Below are 14,058 nucleotides of genomic sequence, written 5' to 3' on the forward strand. Positions count from 1 at the left end.
TTCCCAACGGAGTCCTTCAGGCCCGGGGTTCCTCACAAGAGTCCGCTGAAGGGCCAGCTAGGCCAGCCGGGTAGAACCCGCAGTGATCCGAGCGGTGTCAGCTTGCCAGTGCCCTCCCCGCCCCCAACCATGCCGCGTATGACACGCTGCGAAGTATGCGGAAATGACTACGACCTGGCGTTCTACGTGGAAACCCAGGACGGTGCACGTCACGTATTCGATTCGTTCTCCTGCGCCATCCACCGCATGGCGCCCATCTGCGAGCACTGCCGGGTCCAGATCATCGGGCAGGGCATCGAGGTCGGGGGGCAGTTCTACTGCGGTGCCCACTGCGCCCGCGCGGAGGGGAAGGTGGGCATCGTCGACAGAGTGTGATCAAGGCTGCGTGCTTCGAAAGCCGATCCCCGCCGACAGCGTTCCCCAACTCAGAGCGAGACAACAGCACTGTTGTAGGCGCTTCCCCACACCCAGTGCCCTGATCAGGGAGAACATCTCCGACAACGAATGGAAGGCTCCCAGCATAGAAGCGGGAGAAATTACGGCATGTCGTTCGAGGTGCACGCGCAGGGCGCCGTGCACGTCTTCGACTGCTTCTCCTGCGCCATTCACCGCATGGCGCCCATCTGCGAGCACTGCCGGGTCCAGATCATCGGGCAGGGCGTCGAGGTCGAAGGGAAGTGGTTCTGCGGAGGGCACTGCGCCCGCGCAGAGGGGGAGGTGGGCATCATCGACCACGTCTGACGTCGCACCCTCCGCCTCCCCTCCCCATAGGTTCCCCATGGGCTCCCCATAGGCCAAGACCCCGGACGGCCACCCGGCCGCCGGGGTCCTCGCGGCTGGGGGTACCGTCGTGGGCGTGTACCGCTTTGTGCTGACCCGGCAGTGGGTGTGCCTCACCCTCATCGCCCTCGTCCTCATCCCCGTGATGATCAAGCTGGGGTTCTGGCAGTTCCACCGCCACGAGCACCGGGTCGCGCAGAACCAGCTGATCGCGGCGAGCCTGACCGCGAAGCCGGTACCGATGACCGCGATCACCTCCCCCGGCCACCAGGTGCCGCGGGCCGACTACTGGCGTGCGGTCACCGCCACGGGGACGTACGACACCGCGCACGAGGTCGTGGTGCGGATGCGGACCTCCAACGACGACAAGGTCGGCTTCCAGGTCGTGACCCCGCTGGTGCTGGCCGACGGCCGGGTGGTGCTGGTCAACCGCGGCTGGGTGACGGGCGGCGGCGACTCGCGCGCGTACCCTCCGGTGCCGGCGGCGCCCTCGGGCGAAGTCACGGTCACCGGTCGGCTCAAGGCCGACGAGACGAGCGGCGGAAGCGGGATCAAGGACCGCAAGGGCCTGCCCGACCGCCAGGTGATGCTGATCAACAGCGCGCAGCAGGCGGGGTACCTGGGCAAGCCCGTCCTCGGCGGGTACCTGGAACTCACCGGTCCGCTACCGGCGGACGGAACGCCCGAGGTGGTCGCCGAACCCGACCACGACTCGATCGGCCCGCACATGGCGTACGCCGTGCAGTGGTGGCTGTTCGCCTCGGGGGTGCCGGTGGGGTGGTGGATCCTCGTACGGCGTGAGAAGCGCGAGCGCGAGGAGGCGGCCGCGGCTGCCGTGGGCGTGGAGGCGGAGCCGGCCACGGCGTAGCGTGTCGGCATGGATCTTGGACTGAAGGATCGTGTCTACATCGTCACCGGCGCCACCCGCGGCCTGGGCTTCGCCTCTGCGCGCGAGCTGACGGCGGATGGCGCGAAGGTCATCGTGACGGGCCGGGACGCCGCGCGCGCGGCGGCGGCCGCTGCCACCCTGGGCCCGAACGCGGTCGGTATCGCCACGGACAACGCCGACCCGGCGGCGGCCTCCGCGCTGATCACGGCGGCCCGCGAACGCTTCGGCCGCTTGGACGGCGTCCTGATCAGCGTCGGCGGACCGGCCCCGGGCCTCGCGGCGGACAACACCGACGCGCAGTGGGAGGCGGCCTTCGAGTCCGTATTCCTGGGCGCGGTCCGCCTGGCGCGGGCGGCGGCGGCCGAACTGGGCGAAGGTGGCGTCATCGGCTTCGTCCTGTCGGGCTCGGTCCACGAGCCCATCCCCGGCCTGACCATCTCCAACGGCCTGCGTCCGGGGCTGGCGGGCTTCGCGAAGTCCCTGTCGGTGGATCTGGGCCCGCGCGGCATCCGGGTGGTCGGCCTGCTGCCGGCGCGGATCGACACCGACCGGGTGCGCGAACTGGACGCCCTGTCCGGCGACGCGGCGACGGCCCGGGCGGGCCACGAATCCCGCATCCCGCTGCGGCGTTACGGCACCCCGGAGGAATTCGGCCGCACGGCGGCCTTCGTACTGTCCCCCGCGGCGTCATACCTGACCGGCATCATGCTCCCCGTCGACGGCGGCTCCCGCCACGGCTTCTGACCGGCCGCCCGCCTCAGACGCCGGCGGGCAACTCAGCCCCGCCGGCGTTTGAGGCCCGGGGTCCGGGGCGGAGCCCCACGGTGTTTCAGCCCCGCCGGCGATTGAGGCGCGGGGTCTGGGGCTGGACCCCGTGGACACCCCCTAGCTCACCCGTTGGGCACGGTGGGCGGCCACCCGGATTCTCACTTCCACAGGAAGCTCCGGCAGGCCCGTCGAGGCCCGGGCGTGGCTCAGGACCGGGCCCGCCAACGCGGCCAGCGCATCGCCCGGGACGGCGTACGGCTCCAGCTCCAGCGCCACCCGCAGGGTCGGCGCCCCCTTCCGCCCCCGCAGCGCGACCCGGCACGCCGCGACCCCGTCCACCGCCCCGGCCTCCGCCGCCACCGCCGCCTCCAGCGCCCGCCCCCGTAGCAGCGCGAACGCCCCGTCACCCGTGTCCACCACCACCGCCGCCAGCTTCGACCGCCGCAGCTGTGCCAGCAGCCACCACAGCGCCAGCAGTACGCACACCCCCAGGCCCGCGAGTACCGCCCACCACCACCAGCCCTCGGCATGCCAGTACCGCCGCCGGACCTCCGCCGTCAGCAGCGGTGCGTGCCGCCCGCCGAACGGCCAGGACGCCGTCAGCACCAGAGCCCCCGCCGCCAGCAGGAGCATTCCGAAGAATCCGAGCAGGACCCGGTTCACCGCCCCGAGCATCCCGTCACCTCTTCCCCACGGCAGCCCGGTTGACCCGTACACGCGCTTTCATCGGATGCGCCAGGCCCAGTTCGTCGATGCCGACGGCGAGCACCTCGTCCAGCTCGGCCCGTACCTCGTCCAGCTCGCGGAAGTGCGAGGCGGCGCGGACCCGGATGTGGGACCGGCCCACCTTCACCCGGGCCGACCGCACGCCGGACACCTCCATCGCCCTGTCCCGCAACACCTGCGCGGCGGCCTTACGCCCGAGCCCGGCCCGTACCCCGGCCCCCGGCGGCGTCCGCATCGGCAGGATCCCGCGCAGCCCGGGGGTGAGCGCGAGCAGCAGGAGCACCGCCCCGACCGCCACCAGGATTCCGCCGCCGATCAGCACGGCCGTATCCGCCGGGGTCTGCCGCTCCAGCTGTTGTACGAGTTCCCGGCGCCAGCGCATGCCGGGGCGGTGGGCCCGTACCGCCGCCAGGTCGTACAGGAACAGGCCCGTGACCACGAACACGGCGAGCGCGGTCAGCGCGGCGGGCAGCCGCCTGGCGGAGCGGAACCGGTGCGCGGAGCCGTGCCCGGACCCGTGTGCGGTCTGCTCCGCGGAGCCGTGCGGGGGCTGCTCCGCGGACACGTGCGCGGACCGCTCCGCGGACCCGTCGGGAACCGTCACCGCAGCCGCCGGTCCCGCCCGGCGGCCGACCGGGTGTACGAGGAGTGCAGGTGCTCGATGTCGATGTCCACTTCGGGCACGGCCATGTCGGCGCACTCCTCGATGCGGTGGACGACCTGGTGGCGTACGGCCGCGCACTGGGCCCCGAGGTCGGCCGGGTAGCCGAGCTCCAGGCTCACCCGTACCCGCGCGATGTCATGGTGCACGGTGACGGTGGCGTGCGGCGGGGCCGCGCCGGGGTCGGCTCCTGTGAGCGCCTCCCGGGCGGCCTGGGCCGCGATCTTGGCCACGACCCGGTCGGCGATACGGGTGGCCCCCCGGTCCGCCGGGGGTACCCGGGGCGGTGTGGCCCGTGGGCTGCTCACCGGCGCCTCACCTGAGCCGGTCGTCGCGGTCGCCGCGGCCACCCCGGTCGCCCCGGCCCCGCGGGCGGAACAGGTCACCGGGTTCCAGGTCCCCCTCGAGGAACCGGCCGACGACAAAGCCGACGGCGCCCAGCGACGCCACCAGCACGAAGGCGCCGAAGCCGCCGAAGTAGCCGGCGAACCCCAGTGCCATGCCGGCCACCAGGCCGACGACCGCCATGCTCATGCGGGCTCCTCTCGGCTACTGAAGCCGGGATTCCGGTTCTTCCTCTTCCTCATCGGGCAGTTTGACGTCGCTCACCGCGATGTTGACCTCGACCACTTCCAGGCCCGCCATCCGCTCGACCGCCGAGATGACGTTCTCACGGACCGCCCGGGCCACCTCGCGGATCGACACGCCGTAGTCGACGACGATCTCCAGGTCGAGGGCCGTCTGGGTCTCCCCGACCTCGGCCTTGACGCCACGGGTGACGGAGGATTTCGCCCCGCCGGGGACGCGCTCGCGGACGGCGCCGAAGGTACGGGACAGGCCGCTGCCGCTGCCCATGGCGTGGACGCCGACCACCTCGCGGGCGGCCAGCCCGGCGATCTTCTCGACGACGCCGTCGGCGATGGAAGTGCGGCCCCGGTCGCCGGGGGCTTTGGCGGAGGTCTTGGCGGGGCCCCCTGATGCGGATTCGGTCATCGCATGTCCCTTCGCGCGTGCGGACTCCTCACCACCGTAAGCCTGGTCCGCCCCGAGCGCGCAGGGACTAGGCCGGTCGGCGGGGTCGAGTTCGCGGGGGTCGCACGGCCGACTCCGCCCGGACACTCCCCGGACGGCGTCCGGGGGTGCGGGGTACACCCAGCGCCTCACACGCGGGACGGGCCGGAGCGTATGCTCCAGCCCGTCCCGCGTGTGAGGTTCGCGCCGTGTCAGTCCGAGAGGCCCGCGAGGTCGCGCAGCCGGCGGGCCTGGGCCGCGCGCTCGGCGGTGCGCTGGGCGTCGTACGGGCGGGACACCGCATCGCGCAGCAGTGCCTTGGTCTCGATCACCGCGTCCCGCGGCGGAGCCAGCAGCGCCGTGGTGAGGTCCTGGACGGCCGCGTCCAGTTCCCCGGCCGGGACCACCAGGTTGGCCAGCCCGATCCGCTCGGCCTCCTCGGCGTGCACGAAACGGCCCGTGGCGCAGATCTCCAGGGCGCGGGCGTAGCCCACGAGGGAGGTCAGCGGCTGGGTGCCGGCCAGGTCGGGGACCAGGCCCAGGCTGGTCTCGCGCATGGCGAATTCCACGTCCTCCGCGACGACGCGCAGGTCGCACGCGAGCGCGAGCTGGAAGCCGGCGCCGATCGCATGCCCCTGCACGGCGGCGACGGAGATGATGTCATTGCGCCGCCACCAGGTGAACGCCTCCTGGTACTCGGCGATGGTGGAGTCGAGCAGTTCGTCCGAACCGCGCGCCAGATCGAGGAACGACGGCTCGCCCTCGAAACCTTCGGGGGTGAACGCCTGCCGGTCGAGCCCCGCCGAGAAGGACTTGCCCTCGCCGCGCAGCACGACGACCCGGACGGTGCCCGGCAACGACCTTCCGGCCTCCGCCAACGCCCGCCAGAGCGCGGGGGATTGAGCGTTTCGCTTGGCCGGATTGGTCAGTGTCACCGTGGCGACCGAGTCGTCAACGGTGAGCCGTACGCCGTCCTTGTCGAGCAGAGCCATCTGTATGCCTCCGGGTGTGCAGTCGGCCGCGGACTCGGCCTAAGTGACTGCACAGTAACCACCCAGCCGACCGCAGGGCCGGCCGGGGGTCACCGAAGGAACCGCGTTGAGGTCTGGATCTTGAGCCTGAACCTTGAGCTTGGGTAAAGCGTTCGAGCGATAGCTGGAGCTTTGAGCTGGAGCTTGGGCCTCCTCACTCCGGCCTGACCCCGACCCCTGGCCTCACGGCCAGGGCCTGGGTCAGAGCGAGGCCGCCTTCTTGCCGCGCGTCGCGCCACCGCGACCACGTAGCGTGACTCCGGACTCGCTGAGCATCCGGTGGACGAATCCATAGGACCGGCCTGTCTCTTCGGCCAGCGCCCGGATACTCGCACCGGAGTCGTACTTCTTCTTCAGGTCTGCCGCGAGCTTGTCGCGCGCGGCGCCGGTTACCCGGCTGCCCTTCTTCAGAGTCTCGGCCACCCGTGCCTCCTCATGGGAAGTGCGCTCTGGACTTCTCATGATCACCCCTCCCCGGCTTCCTGGCCACCCATTCAGCAAGGTCGGTACGGCGGCATTTCCCGAGGAGTGGACACACAAGCAGAACGGAATCTTCTCTTCCGCTGCATGACTTCCGTCACACCTCCCCGCCCTCATGGGGAATCACCAGGTCAGGGGCCGGACACCGGCAAAAACGCGGCCCCGGTGACGTACCCGTGGGGGCACGGCCGGGGCCGTCGTACAGCGTGCGGCGGTATGAGACCGCCTCACTCAGATGATGGATCACGCGTGGGCCGAATGATCCATAAGGAATTGGATCAACCCGTCATCCACCCGTCGGGGCGACTCAGGCGAGTGCCACGAGGTCCCGGTAGTCGGGGCCCCACAGGTCCTCGACGCCGTCCGGGAGCAGGATGATCCGCTCCGGCTCCAGCGCCTCCACCGCGCCCTCATCGTGCGTGACGAGGATGACCGCGCCCTTGTACGTGCGCAGCGCGCCGAGGATCTCCTCGCGGCTGGCCGGGTCGAGGTTGTTGGTGGGCTCGTCGAGGAGCAGCACGTTCGCCGAGGAGACGACCAGGGTGGCCAGGGCCAGCCGGGTCTTCTCACCGCCGGAGAGCACGCCCGCCGGCTTGTCCACGTCGTCACCGGAGAACAGGAAGGAGCCGAGCGTCTTGCGTACGGCGACCAGGTCCAGGTCGGGCGCGGAGGACCGCATGTTCTCCAGGACCGTGCGCTCCGGGTCCAGGGTCTCGTGCTCCTGGGCGTAGTAGCCGAGCTTGAGCCCGTGGCCGGGGGTGACCTGGCCGGTGTCGGGCTTCTCCGTGCCCGACAGCAGGCGCAGCAGGGTGGTCTTGCCGGCGCCGTTGAGGCCCAGGATGACCACGCGGGAGCCCTTGTCGATGGCCAGGTCGACGTCGGTGAAGATCTCCAGCGAGCCGTAGGACTTCGACAGGCCCTCAGCGGTCAGCGGGGTCTTCCCGCAGGGCGCGGGGTCCGGGAAGCGCAGCTTGGCGACCTTGTCGGAAGCGCGGACGGCCTCCAGGCCGGACAGCAGCCGCTCGGCGCGCTTGGCCATGTTCTGCGCGGCGACGGTCTTGGTCGCCTTGGCGCGCATCTTGTCGGCCTGCGAGTTCAGGGCCGCGGCCTTCTTCTCGGCGTTCTGGCGCTCGCGCTTGCGGCGCTTCTCGTCGGCCTCGCGCTGCTGCTGGTAGAGCTTCCAGCCCATGTTGTAGACGTCGATCTGGGAGCGGTTGGCGTCCAGGTAGAAGACCTTGTTCACGACGGTCTCGACCAGATCGACATCGTGGGAGATCACGATGAAGCCGCCGCGGTAGTTCTTCAGGTAGTCGCGCAGCCACACGATCGAGTCGGCGTCGAGGTGGTTGGTCGGCTCGTCGAGGAGCAGGGTGTCGGCGTCCGAGAAGAGGATCCGGGCGAGCTCGACGCGGCGGCGCTGACCACCGGAGAGGGTGTGCAGGGGCTGGCCGAGCACCCGGTCCGGGAGGCTGAGGGCGGCCGAGATGGTCGCGGCCTCGGACTCGGCGGCGTAACCGCCCTTGGTGAGGAACTCGGTCTCCTGGCGCTCGTACTGCCGCAGCGCCTTCTCGCGGGTGGCGCCGGCGCCGATGGCGATGCGCTCCTCGTTGGCGCGCATCTTCTTGAGCAGTACGTCGAGCCCGCGCGCGGAGAGGATCCGGTCGCGGGCGAGTACGTCGAGGTCGCCGGTGCGCGGGTCCTGCGGGAGGTAGCCGACCTCGCCCGAGCGGGCGATGGAGCCGCCGGCGGGCTGGCCCTCGCCGGCGAGGCACTTGGTCAGGGTGGTCTTGCCCGCTCCGTTGCGGCCGACGAGGCCGATGCGGTCGCCCTTGGCGACGCGGAAGGAAGCGTTCTCGATGAGGATGCGGGCGCCGGCGCGCAGCTCGACGCCGGTGGCGGTGATCACGGAAATACTCCAGGGCGGTGGGGACGGCGGAAGGGGGGCAGGACGCGAGCTTCGACGCCGCTAATCCGCGAGGAGATTTGCCATGGGATTCATTCTACCGGGGGCACGCAACTGCCTTTCGGCCCGCCGGGCGCCCCGGGAGCCCTCCCCCGTGTCCCCCGTTCGGCTCATGGGTCAGGCCCGTGGGCCGCGGCGCGTATCAGGATGAACGCGAGGACTGCCGGCTCGTCGCTGTGGTGAACAGCACCCAGGACTTCTGGAGGCAGGAGGGGTTCCAGGGCCGGGTGACCCCGGAGAGCTGGAGGCAGGAGGGGTTCCAGGGCCGGGTGACCCCGGAGAGCTGGACGCACGGCAGTGCCGGACAGCGCCGGCGGTGGTTCTGCCAGGGCTACCGCACAGGCGACATGGCCCAGTGCGGTACCTTCCGCTGACTGTCAGTGGCGCCTGCCATGCTGTGTCGTGGGTCACAGTCACGCACTCACCAGAGGGAGCGATCGCCATGGCAGGTCTTCCGTCCATCTATCCGACACTGCTCTACCGCGACGCCAAGGCGGCGATCCAGCAGCTGACGGAGGCATTCGGATTCACGCAGGTCGCGGTGTACGAGGGGGATGACGGCGCCGTGATGCACGCGGAGCTGTCGTACGGCAACGGCACGGTGATGCTCGGGAGCAAGGGGCGAGGCGGCGCCTTCGACAAAGCCATGGAGGGCGCCGGTCCGGCCGGGGTCTACGTCGTGGTCGACGATGTGGACGCGCACCACCGCCGGGCCGCCGAGCACGGGGCGGAGATCCTCATGGAGCCCACCGACCAGGACTACGGGTCGCGGGACTACATGGCCAAGGACGCGGAGGGCAACATCTGGAGCTTCGGGACGTACGCGCCGCAGGTCTGATGCCCAGCGGCGCGCCCGTCCCCGCTTCCGCTTCCGCTTCCGCTTCCGCTTCCGCTTCGAAGGGCTACGCGCCGCCGGTGTGGACCTGGAAGGCGGCTCGGCGGACCGCCTTGGCCAGGGCCGGGTCGGGGTGGGCGGCGGCCAGGGCGACCAGGACCTGCACGGTGCGCGGGTGGCCGACGGCGCGGACCTCGTCCAGCAGCCGCGGGACGGTGGTCCGGACGGCCGAGTCGAGGTGACGGGCCAGCAGCTCGGACTCACCGTGGTCGGCGATGGCCGCCGCCGTGTCCACCCAGAGCCAGGTCGACTCCTCGGCGGTGAGCACGTCCTGGGCGTCGTCGGGGTCCACCCCGTCGTGCTCGGCGAGCCAGAGCAGGGCGTACGGGCGCAGCGCGGGTTCGCGTACGGCGGCGCGCACCTCGGGCTCGGCGGGGGCGCCGACCACGCGCAGCGCCTCGAAGGCGAGCCCGCGCAGCAGCGCGTCCTCGCCGCGGGCGGCGTGCAGCAGTTCGGTGACGGCGTGTCCGACCGGCCGGGCGGCGAGCCAGGCCCGGTACTCGGCGCGGGCCGGGCCCGGGGTGAGCCGGGCGCAGCCGTGCAGCATGGCGGCGGCGGACTGCTCGATGTTGCCGGCCGGGCTCTGCGCGGCCACGCAGATCTGCTCCAGCTTGACCCAGACGGCCCAGCTGCCGAGCGGGGTGAGGGCGGCCTGCGCGGGGCCGAGGGTCACGGCGTCCACGGCGGCGAGCCCGCCGAGCGCCCAGCGCAGCAGTCGGGCGAGCGGGACCGGGGCCGGGGGGACCGCCCCCTGCGCCCCTTGGGTCTCATTCAGCTCGACCGGGTCGTTCACCGGGTCGTTCACCGGGGCGTCGTACGGGACTTCGCACCGCTCGTCGCGCAGTTCGGTGACGCGCTGGCCGAGCAGGTCCAGGAGGTCCGGGACGGTCACCGGGCCGGCGGACAGCTGGAGCAGGGACAGTAGTTGCGGCATCGCCTCGACCACCTCGGCGACGGCCGCGGGGGCGATGTCGGCGGGGGCGGGGTGGACCAGCGACCAGGCGTCGAAGAGGGCGACCCAGCCGCGCAGTACAGCGGTGTCGTCGCGGTCCCAGGCCCGCAGCCGCCAGCCGGGCCGGGCGTGGCCGCCGTGGACCTCGACCAGGCCGGCGAGCCGGGCGCGGTCCCAGCCCACCCGGATCTGGCCGTGCGTCAGAGACAGTTCCCCGGCGGCGCGTTCCACATCGGCGGCGGGCAGTGCGCCCGCGCGGGCAGGCCGGGCCCCGTCGCCGGCCCCGAGGTTCAGCTCGGCCCAGCGGGCCAGCCGTACCGCGTCGGCCAGTGAGGCGCGAGCCCGGTTCGCCAGGTCGGCGGTGGCGGGTGTGCCCGCCGGAGGCCGGGAGGCGGGTCGGGTGCGTCGGTCCGTCACCGCCTTGCGGGCCGTGGCGACGGAGCGCGGGGAGACGAGGCGGAGTCTGGAGTCGCGAGCCAACTGCTCATCAGGCGTTCGGGACGTCACGGAAGCAGTCTCGCCCGTCACTGGCCGAAAGCCCAAACGGAAGGAGCCGTTTCCACTGGTGGACCTGGGTGCAGACCGGGATAATCCACCCCCCTGCCCCACCCGTCACAGGGCCTTCACATGCCGCATTCGCGTCTGCACAAGAGGGGTCACGTCTACATGAGAGGGGTCAGGAAGCGGCGCAGGGCTTCCTCGTAGCCCGCCGGGTCGGCGTTCCACATCGCCCCGTGCGGGGCATGCCTGACGGTGCGCAGGGTGACGAGGTCCGGCCGGGCCGCGGCGAGCCGGCGGGACGGCTCCCAGGGGGCGAGCGTGTCGTCCGGGCCGTGGAAGATCAGGACGGGGACGCGCAGCGCGCCGGGGTCCGCGCCCGGAGGCCGCCGGTCGGAACGCAGTCCCGCACGCCCCTCGGCGGCCCGGACCGCGAGCGGGAGCAGGGCGGCCGGGGTCCGGCGGGCGGCGGCAAGCCCGCGCAGGGTGGCGTGCCAGTCGAGCACCGGCGAGTCCAGCACCAGCCCGGCGATACGGTCGGCCAGCGCCGAGCGCTCGACGGCGTGGAGGGCCATGGCGGCGCCGGTGGACCAGCCGTGCAGGACGACGCGGCGGGCCCCGTAGCGCAGGGCGTAGCGGATGGCGGCGTCCAGGTCGCGCCACTCCGACTCGCCGAGGTGGCTGAGGCCGTCCGGGGAGGCGGGGGCTCCGAGGTCGCCGCGGTAGGCCAGGCCGAGGACGGGCAGCCGGAGGCGGTGCAGGAAGGGCATGACCACCATCGGGTGCTCGCGGCTGGTCCCGAGCCCGTGCACGGTGATCACCCAGGTGTCGCGGGCGCCGGGCACGAACCAGGCCGGCAGCGCGCCGAGCTCGCCGGGGATGTCCACGTCGGCGTGGTCGAGCCCGAGGGCGGTGCGCGGGTTGCCCAGGTGGACCTGGGGGGTGAGGGTGACCCGGGTGCCGGGGTCGAGGCTGCCGTGGGTGACTGCGAGGAGCCGCCGTACGACGGTGTCCGGGTCGTGCGGGACGTCGGTGAGGACGGGGCCGACCGCCGCGTGCACCCCGGGGGCGTCCAGGCCGTAGGTGCCGGGGCGCAGGGAGGCCAGCGAGCGGGTCAGCGCGACCCGGCCGTCCGCGCTGGAGTGGACGCTGAGCTTCGGGCCGCCGGGCAGCGGGCGGCCGGGTTCGTGCCGCAGGGCCGCGTCGGCGGCGTACCGGCCGGCCGCGATCGCGGCCGCGCCTGCACCCAGGAGGGTCGTCGTGACGGCAGCAGCCGTCGCCGTAGCGGTGCGCACCGCTCCAGTCTCGCGGGGCGGGGCCGGGCGGGCCACCGGAGCAGATGATTCCGCCGGTGGTCGGAGGGTCCGGCCGGCTCTCCCACGGCGTGATCTAGGTCTCTTCCGGGACCCGCGCGGGGGGTCCGTCCGCCCGGAAGTCCCTCGCGGAGGGGTTCATTCACCCGGCTTTGACGTGCATTAATCGATATATCTGCGGTGAAATCAGGACGAAGGGCCCGATCGGGCGCCGGTTTGGTCCACCGCTCCAACCCTCGCAGTTCACCTTCCGTTCATCCAGGTTGCCTACGGTCGCCTAGCCACTGACGTCAAACAGAAGCCTGGGTAAATGGAGCACATAACGCTTCTCCTCGGGATCGTGATCATTACCGCTCTCGTGTTCGACTTCACGAACGGTTTCCACGACACAGCCAACGCGATGGCCACCACCATCTCGACCGGCGCCCTCAAGCCCAAGACGGCGGTGGCCATGTCCGCCGTGCTCAACCTCGTCGGCGCGTTCATGTCCGTGGAGGTCGCCAAGACGATCTCCAAGGGCCTGGTCAACGAAGAGGGCATCCAGCCAGAGGTGATCTTCGCCGCCCTGGTCGGCGCGATTCTCTGGAATCTCGTCACCTGGCTGGTCGGACTCCCCTCCAGCTCCTCCCACGCCCTGATGGGCGGCCTGATCGGCGCCGCGGTCGCCTCCGCCGGCATCGACGCGGTCAACGGCAGCGTGGTCGTCACCAAGGTGCTGATCCCCGCGGTCGCCGCTCCGATCGTGGCCGGTACGGCCGCGATGCTGGCCGCCAAGGTCACCTACAAGCTCGGCAACCAGGTCGGCGAGAAGACCTCGGCCAAGGGCTACCGGGCCGGCCAGATCGCCTCGGCCGGTCTCGTCTCCCTCGCGCACGGCACCAACGACGCGCAGAAGACGATGGGCATCATCACCCTGGCGCTCATCGCCGGGAACGCCCTGCCCGCCGGGGCCAACCCGCCGGTCTGGGTCATCGTCTCCGCCGGTATGGCCATCGCGATGGGCACCTACCTGGGCGGCTGGCGCATCATCCGCACCATGGGCAGCGGCCTGACCGACCTCCAGCCGCAGCAGGGCTTCGCCGCCCAGACCTCGGCTGCCAGCGTCATCCTGGCCTCGTCGAGCCTCGGCTTCTCGCTCTCCACCACCCACGCGTGCTCCGGCGCGGTCATGGGTGCGGGCCTGGGCCGCAAGGGCGGTGTGGTCCGCTGGTCCACCGCCACCCGGATGTTCATCGCCTGGGGCCTGACCCTGCCGGCCGCCGCCCTGGTCTCCGCGGGTGCGGAGCTCATCATGCGCACCGGTGACATCGGCGTCGCCGCCGTCGCGGTCTTCCTGGCCGGCGCCTGCTTCGCCATCTGGGCCATCTCGCGCCGCCAGGTCGTCGACCACCACAACGTCAACGCCGCGGATCCGGCGGCCGCCGAGGGGCCGGGTGTCGTCACCACGGCCATCGCCGCCGTCGCCGTCCCGCCGACCGCCGCCGCGGCCGGTACCACCGCCGCCGTGACGGACGAGGACCTCAAGGCCACCATCCCGGCCGCGCCGGCGACCCCGGCGGCTCCGGCCGCCGCGGTCTGACCCCGAGAACGACAGAGGAATCCGCAGTATGAAGATCGACTGGGCAGCACTCGGCTCCGTCTTCGGGGCCAGCCTCTCCGCCACCGTCACGCTCGTGGCCCTGTTCACCCTCGGTCTGGTGGGCCTCTCCAAGCACGAGGCCGCCACCGACCAGGGCGGGACCGCCACCCTGGCCCGCAGCGGCGCGTACGCGTGCTTCGCGCTCTGCGCGGCGGCCGTGGCCTACGGGATCTACCTGATCGTCAGCTGAGACCCCGCCTGCAACAGCTCCCTCCGGGTTTACCGGGGGGAGCTTTCGCATGCCCCCACCGCAGGTCAACGGCGAGTTGACGGGCGTTCTCGCTGCGTGGTGGACTGCCCGAGCCAATACGGCGGTATGGAGAGGAAGTCCGGTGCGAATCCGGCGCGGTCCCGCCACTGTCACCGGGCAGCGCACGCGGCGCGTGTGCCCCGGGAGCCAGGAACTCTCGCCGCCGGACACGTCGAACCAGGGCGCGGACCCTGAGTGAGGA

17 protein-coding genes, 1 pseudogene and 1 riboswitch are annotated in these 14,058 nt (G+C 72.0%); of the genes and pseudogenes, 8 read left to right on the forward strand and 10 right to left on the reverse strand.

Going from position 1 to position 14,058, the window contains the following annotated elements:
- Positions 1-138: 138 nt before the first annotated feature.
- From J7I97_RS04710 to J7I97_RS04725, 4 genes are all read left to right on the forward strand, one after another.
- The gene (locus J7I97_RS04710; protein ID WP_214931110.1) at positions 139-375 is read left to right on the forward strand and encodes a hypothetical protein; all 237 of its coding nucleotides are present in this window, start codon (positions 139-141) and stop codon (positions 373-375) included.
- A 168-nt stretch (positions 376-543) separates the two neighbouring features.
- Positions 544-741, forward strand: a complete 198-nt coding sequence (locus J7I97_RS04715) for a hypothetical protein (RefSeq protein ID WP_214931111.1) — start codon at positions 544-546, stop codon at positions 739-741.
- Between the two features lie 115 nt (positions 742-856).
- Positions 857-1,648: an SURF1 family protein gene (locus tag J7I97_RS04720; RefSeq protein WP_214931112.1), complete on the forward strand. Its 792-nt coding sequence runs from the start codon at positions 857-859 to the stop codon at positions 1,646-1,648.
- Between the two features lie 9 nt (positions 1,649-1,657).
- Entirely contained in the window at positions 1,658-2,413 is a 756-nt protein-coding gene (locus J7I97_RS04725) for an SDR family oxidoreductase (protein ID WP_214931113.1), read from the forward strand.
- Between the two features lie 141 nt (positions 2,414-2,554).
- Here the strand turns inward: J7I97_RS04725 and amaP are convergent, their stop codons facing one another.
- The 8 genes from amaP to J7I97_RS04765 form a co-directional block, all read right to left on the reverse strand.
- A complete protein-coding gene (gene amaP, locus J7I97_RS04730) occupies positions 2,555-3,112 on the reverse strand; it encodes an alkaline shock response membrane anchor protein AmaP (RefSeq protein WP_214931114.1) in 558 nt (185 codons plus the stop codon).
- Between the two features lie 4 nt (positions 3,113-3,116).
- Positions 3,117-3,767, reverse strand: coding sequence for a DUF6286 domain-containing protein (locus J7I97_RS04735; protein WP_214931115.1), 651 nt, complete (start codon positions 3,765-3,767; stop codon positions 3,117-3,119).
- Entirely contained in the window at positions 3,764-4,132 is a 369-nt protein-coding gene (locus tag J7I97_RS04740) for an Asp23/Gls24 family envelope stress response protein (protein ID WP_214931116.1), read from the reverse strand. Before J7I97_RS04740 ends, J7I97_RS04735 begins: the two co-directional genes overlap by 4 nt.
- 7 nt (positions 4,133-4,139) lie before the next feature.
- Positions 4,140-4,358 carry a hypothetical protein gene (locus J7I97_RS04745; protein ID WP_214931117.1) on the reverse strand — a complete coding sequence of 73 codons (219 nt, stop codon included), beginning with the start codon at positions 4,356-4,358 and terminating at the stop codon, positions 4,140-4,142.
- A 15-nt stretch (positions 4,359-4,373) separates the two neighbouring features.
- Positions 4,374-4,817, reverse strand: a complete 444-nt coding sequence (locus tag J7I97_RS04750) for an Asp23/Gls24 family envelope stress response protein (protein ID WP_214931118.1) — start codon at positions 4,815-4,817, stop codon at positions 4,374-4,376.
- Positions 4,818-5,047: 230 nt separating this feature from the next.
- The gene (locus J7I97_RS04755) at positions 5,048-5,827 is read right to left on the reverse strand and encodes an enoyl-CoA hydratase/isomerase family protein (RefSeq protein WP_214931119.1); all 780 of its coding nucleotides are present in this window, start codon (positions 5,825-5,827) and stop codon (positions 5,048-5,050) included.
- A 240-nt stretch (positions 5,828-6,067) separates the two neighbouring features.
- Positions 6,068-6,289, reverse strand: coding sequence for a helix-turn-helix domain-containing protein (locus J7I97_RS04760; protein WP_214931120.1), 222 nt, complete (start codon positions 6,287-6,289; stop codon positions 6,068-6,070).
- Between the two features lie 364 nt (positions 6,290-6,653).
- Positions 6,654-8,252, reverse strand: a complete 1,599-nt coding sequence (locus J7I97_RS04765) for an ABC-F family ATP-binding cassette domain-containing protein (RefSeq protein ID WP_214931121.1) — start codon at positions 8,250-8,252, stop codon at positions 6,654-6,656.
- Between the two features lie 305 nt (positions 8,253-8,557).
- Here J7I97_RS04765 and J7I97_RS04770 point away from each other — a divergent pair.
- Positions 8,558-8,683, forward strand: a pseudogene (locus J7I97_RS04770) (neutral zinc metallopeptidase); the annotation flags it as partial.
- Between the two features lie 68 nt (positions 8,684-8,751).
- Positions 8,752-9,147: a VOC family protein gene (locus J7I97_RS04775; RefSeq protein ID WP_214931122.1), complete on the forward strand. Its 396-nt coding sequence runs from the start codon at positions 8,752-8,754 to the stop codon at positions 9,145-9,147.
- A 64-nt stretch (positions 9,148-9,211) separates the two neighbouring features.
- Here the strand turns inward: J7I97_RS04775 and J7I97_RS04780 are convergent, their stop codons facing one another.
- On the reverse strand, positions 9,212-10,663 hold the full coding sequence (locus J7I97_RS04780) for a hypothetical protein (protein ID WP_374195440.1): 1,452 nt from the start codon (positions 10,661-10,663) through the stop codon (positions 9,212-9,214).
- Between the two features lie 155 nt (positions 10,664-10,818).
- Positions 10,819-11,949 (reverse strand): alpha/beta hydrolase, encoded by a 1,131-nt coding sequence (locus J7I97_RS04785; RefSeq protein ID WP_214931123.1) that lies wholly within the window; start codon positions 11,947-11,949, stop codon positions 10,819-10,821.
- A gap of 328 nt (positions 11,950-12,277) precedes the next feature.
- Here J7I97_RS04785 and J7I97_RS04790 point away from each other — a divergent pair, with 328 nt between their 5' ends.
- Entirely contained in the window at positions 12,278-13,546 is a 1,269-nt protein-coding gene (locus J7I97_RS04790; RefSeq protein WP_214931124.1) for an inorganic phosphate transporter, read from the forward strand.
- Between the two features lie 28 nt (positions 13,547-13,574).
- The gene (locus tag J7I97_RS04795; RefSeq protein ID WP_214931125.1) at positions 13,575-13,796 is read left to right on the forward strand and encodes a hypothetical protein; all 222 of its coding nucleotides are present in this window, start codon (positions 13,575-13,577) and stop codon (positions 13,794-13,796) included.
- A 105-nt stretch (positions 13,797-13,901) separates the two neighbouring features.
- Positions 13,902-14,036, forward strand: a riboswitch (cobalamin riboswitch).
- The last annotated feature ends 22 nt before the right edge of the window (positions 14,037-14,058 follow it).

The sequence above is a fragment of the Streptomyces sp. ISL-87 genome (assembly GCF_018614095.1).
Lineage (GTDB): Bacteria > Actinomycetota > Actinomycetes > Streptomycetales > Streptomycetaceae > Streptomyces.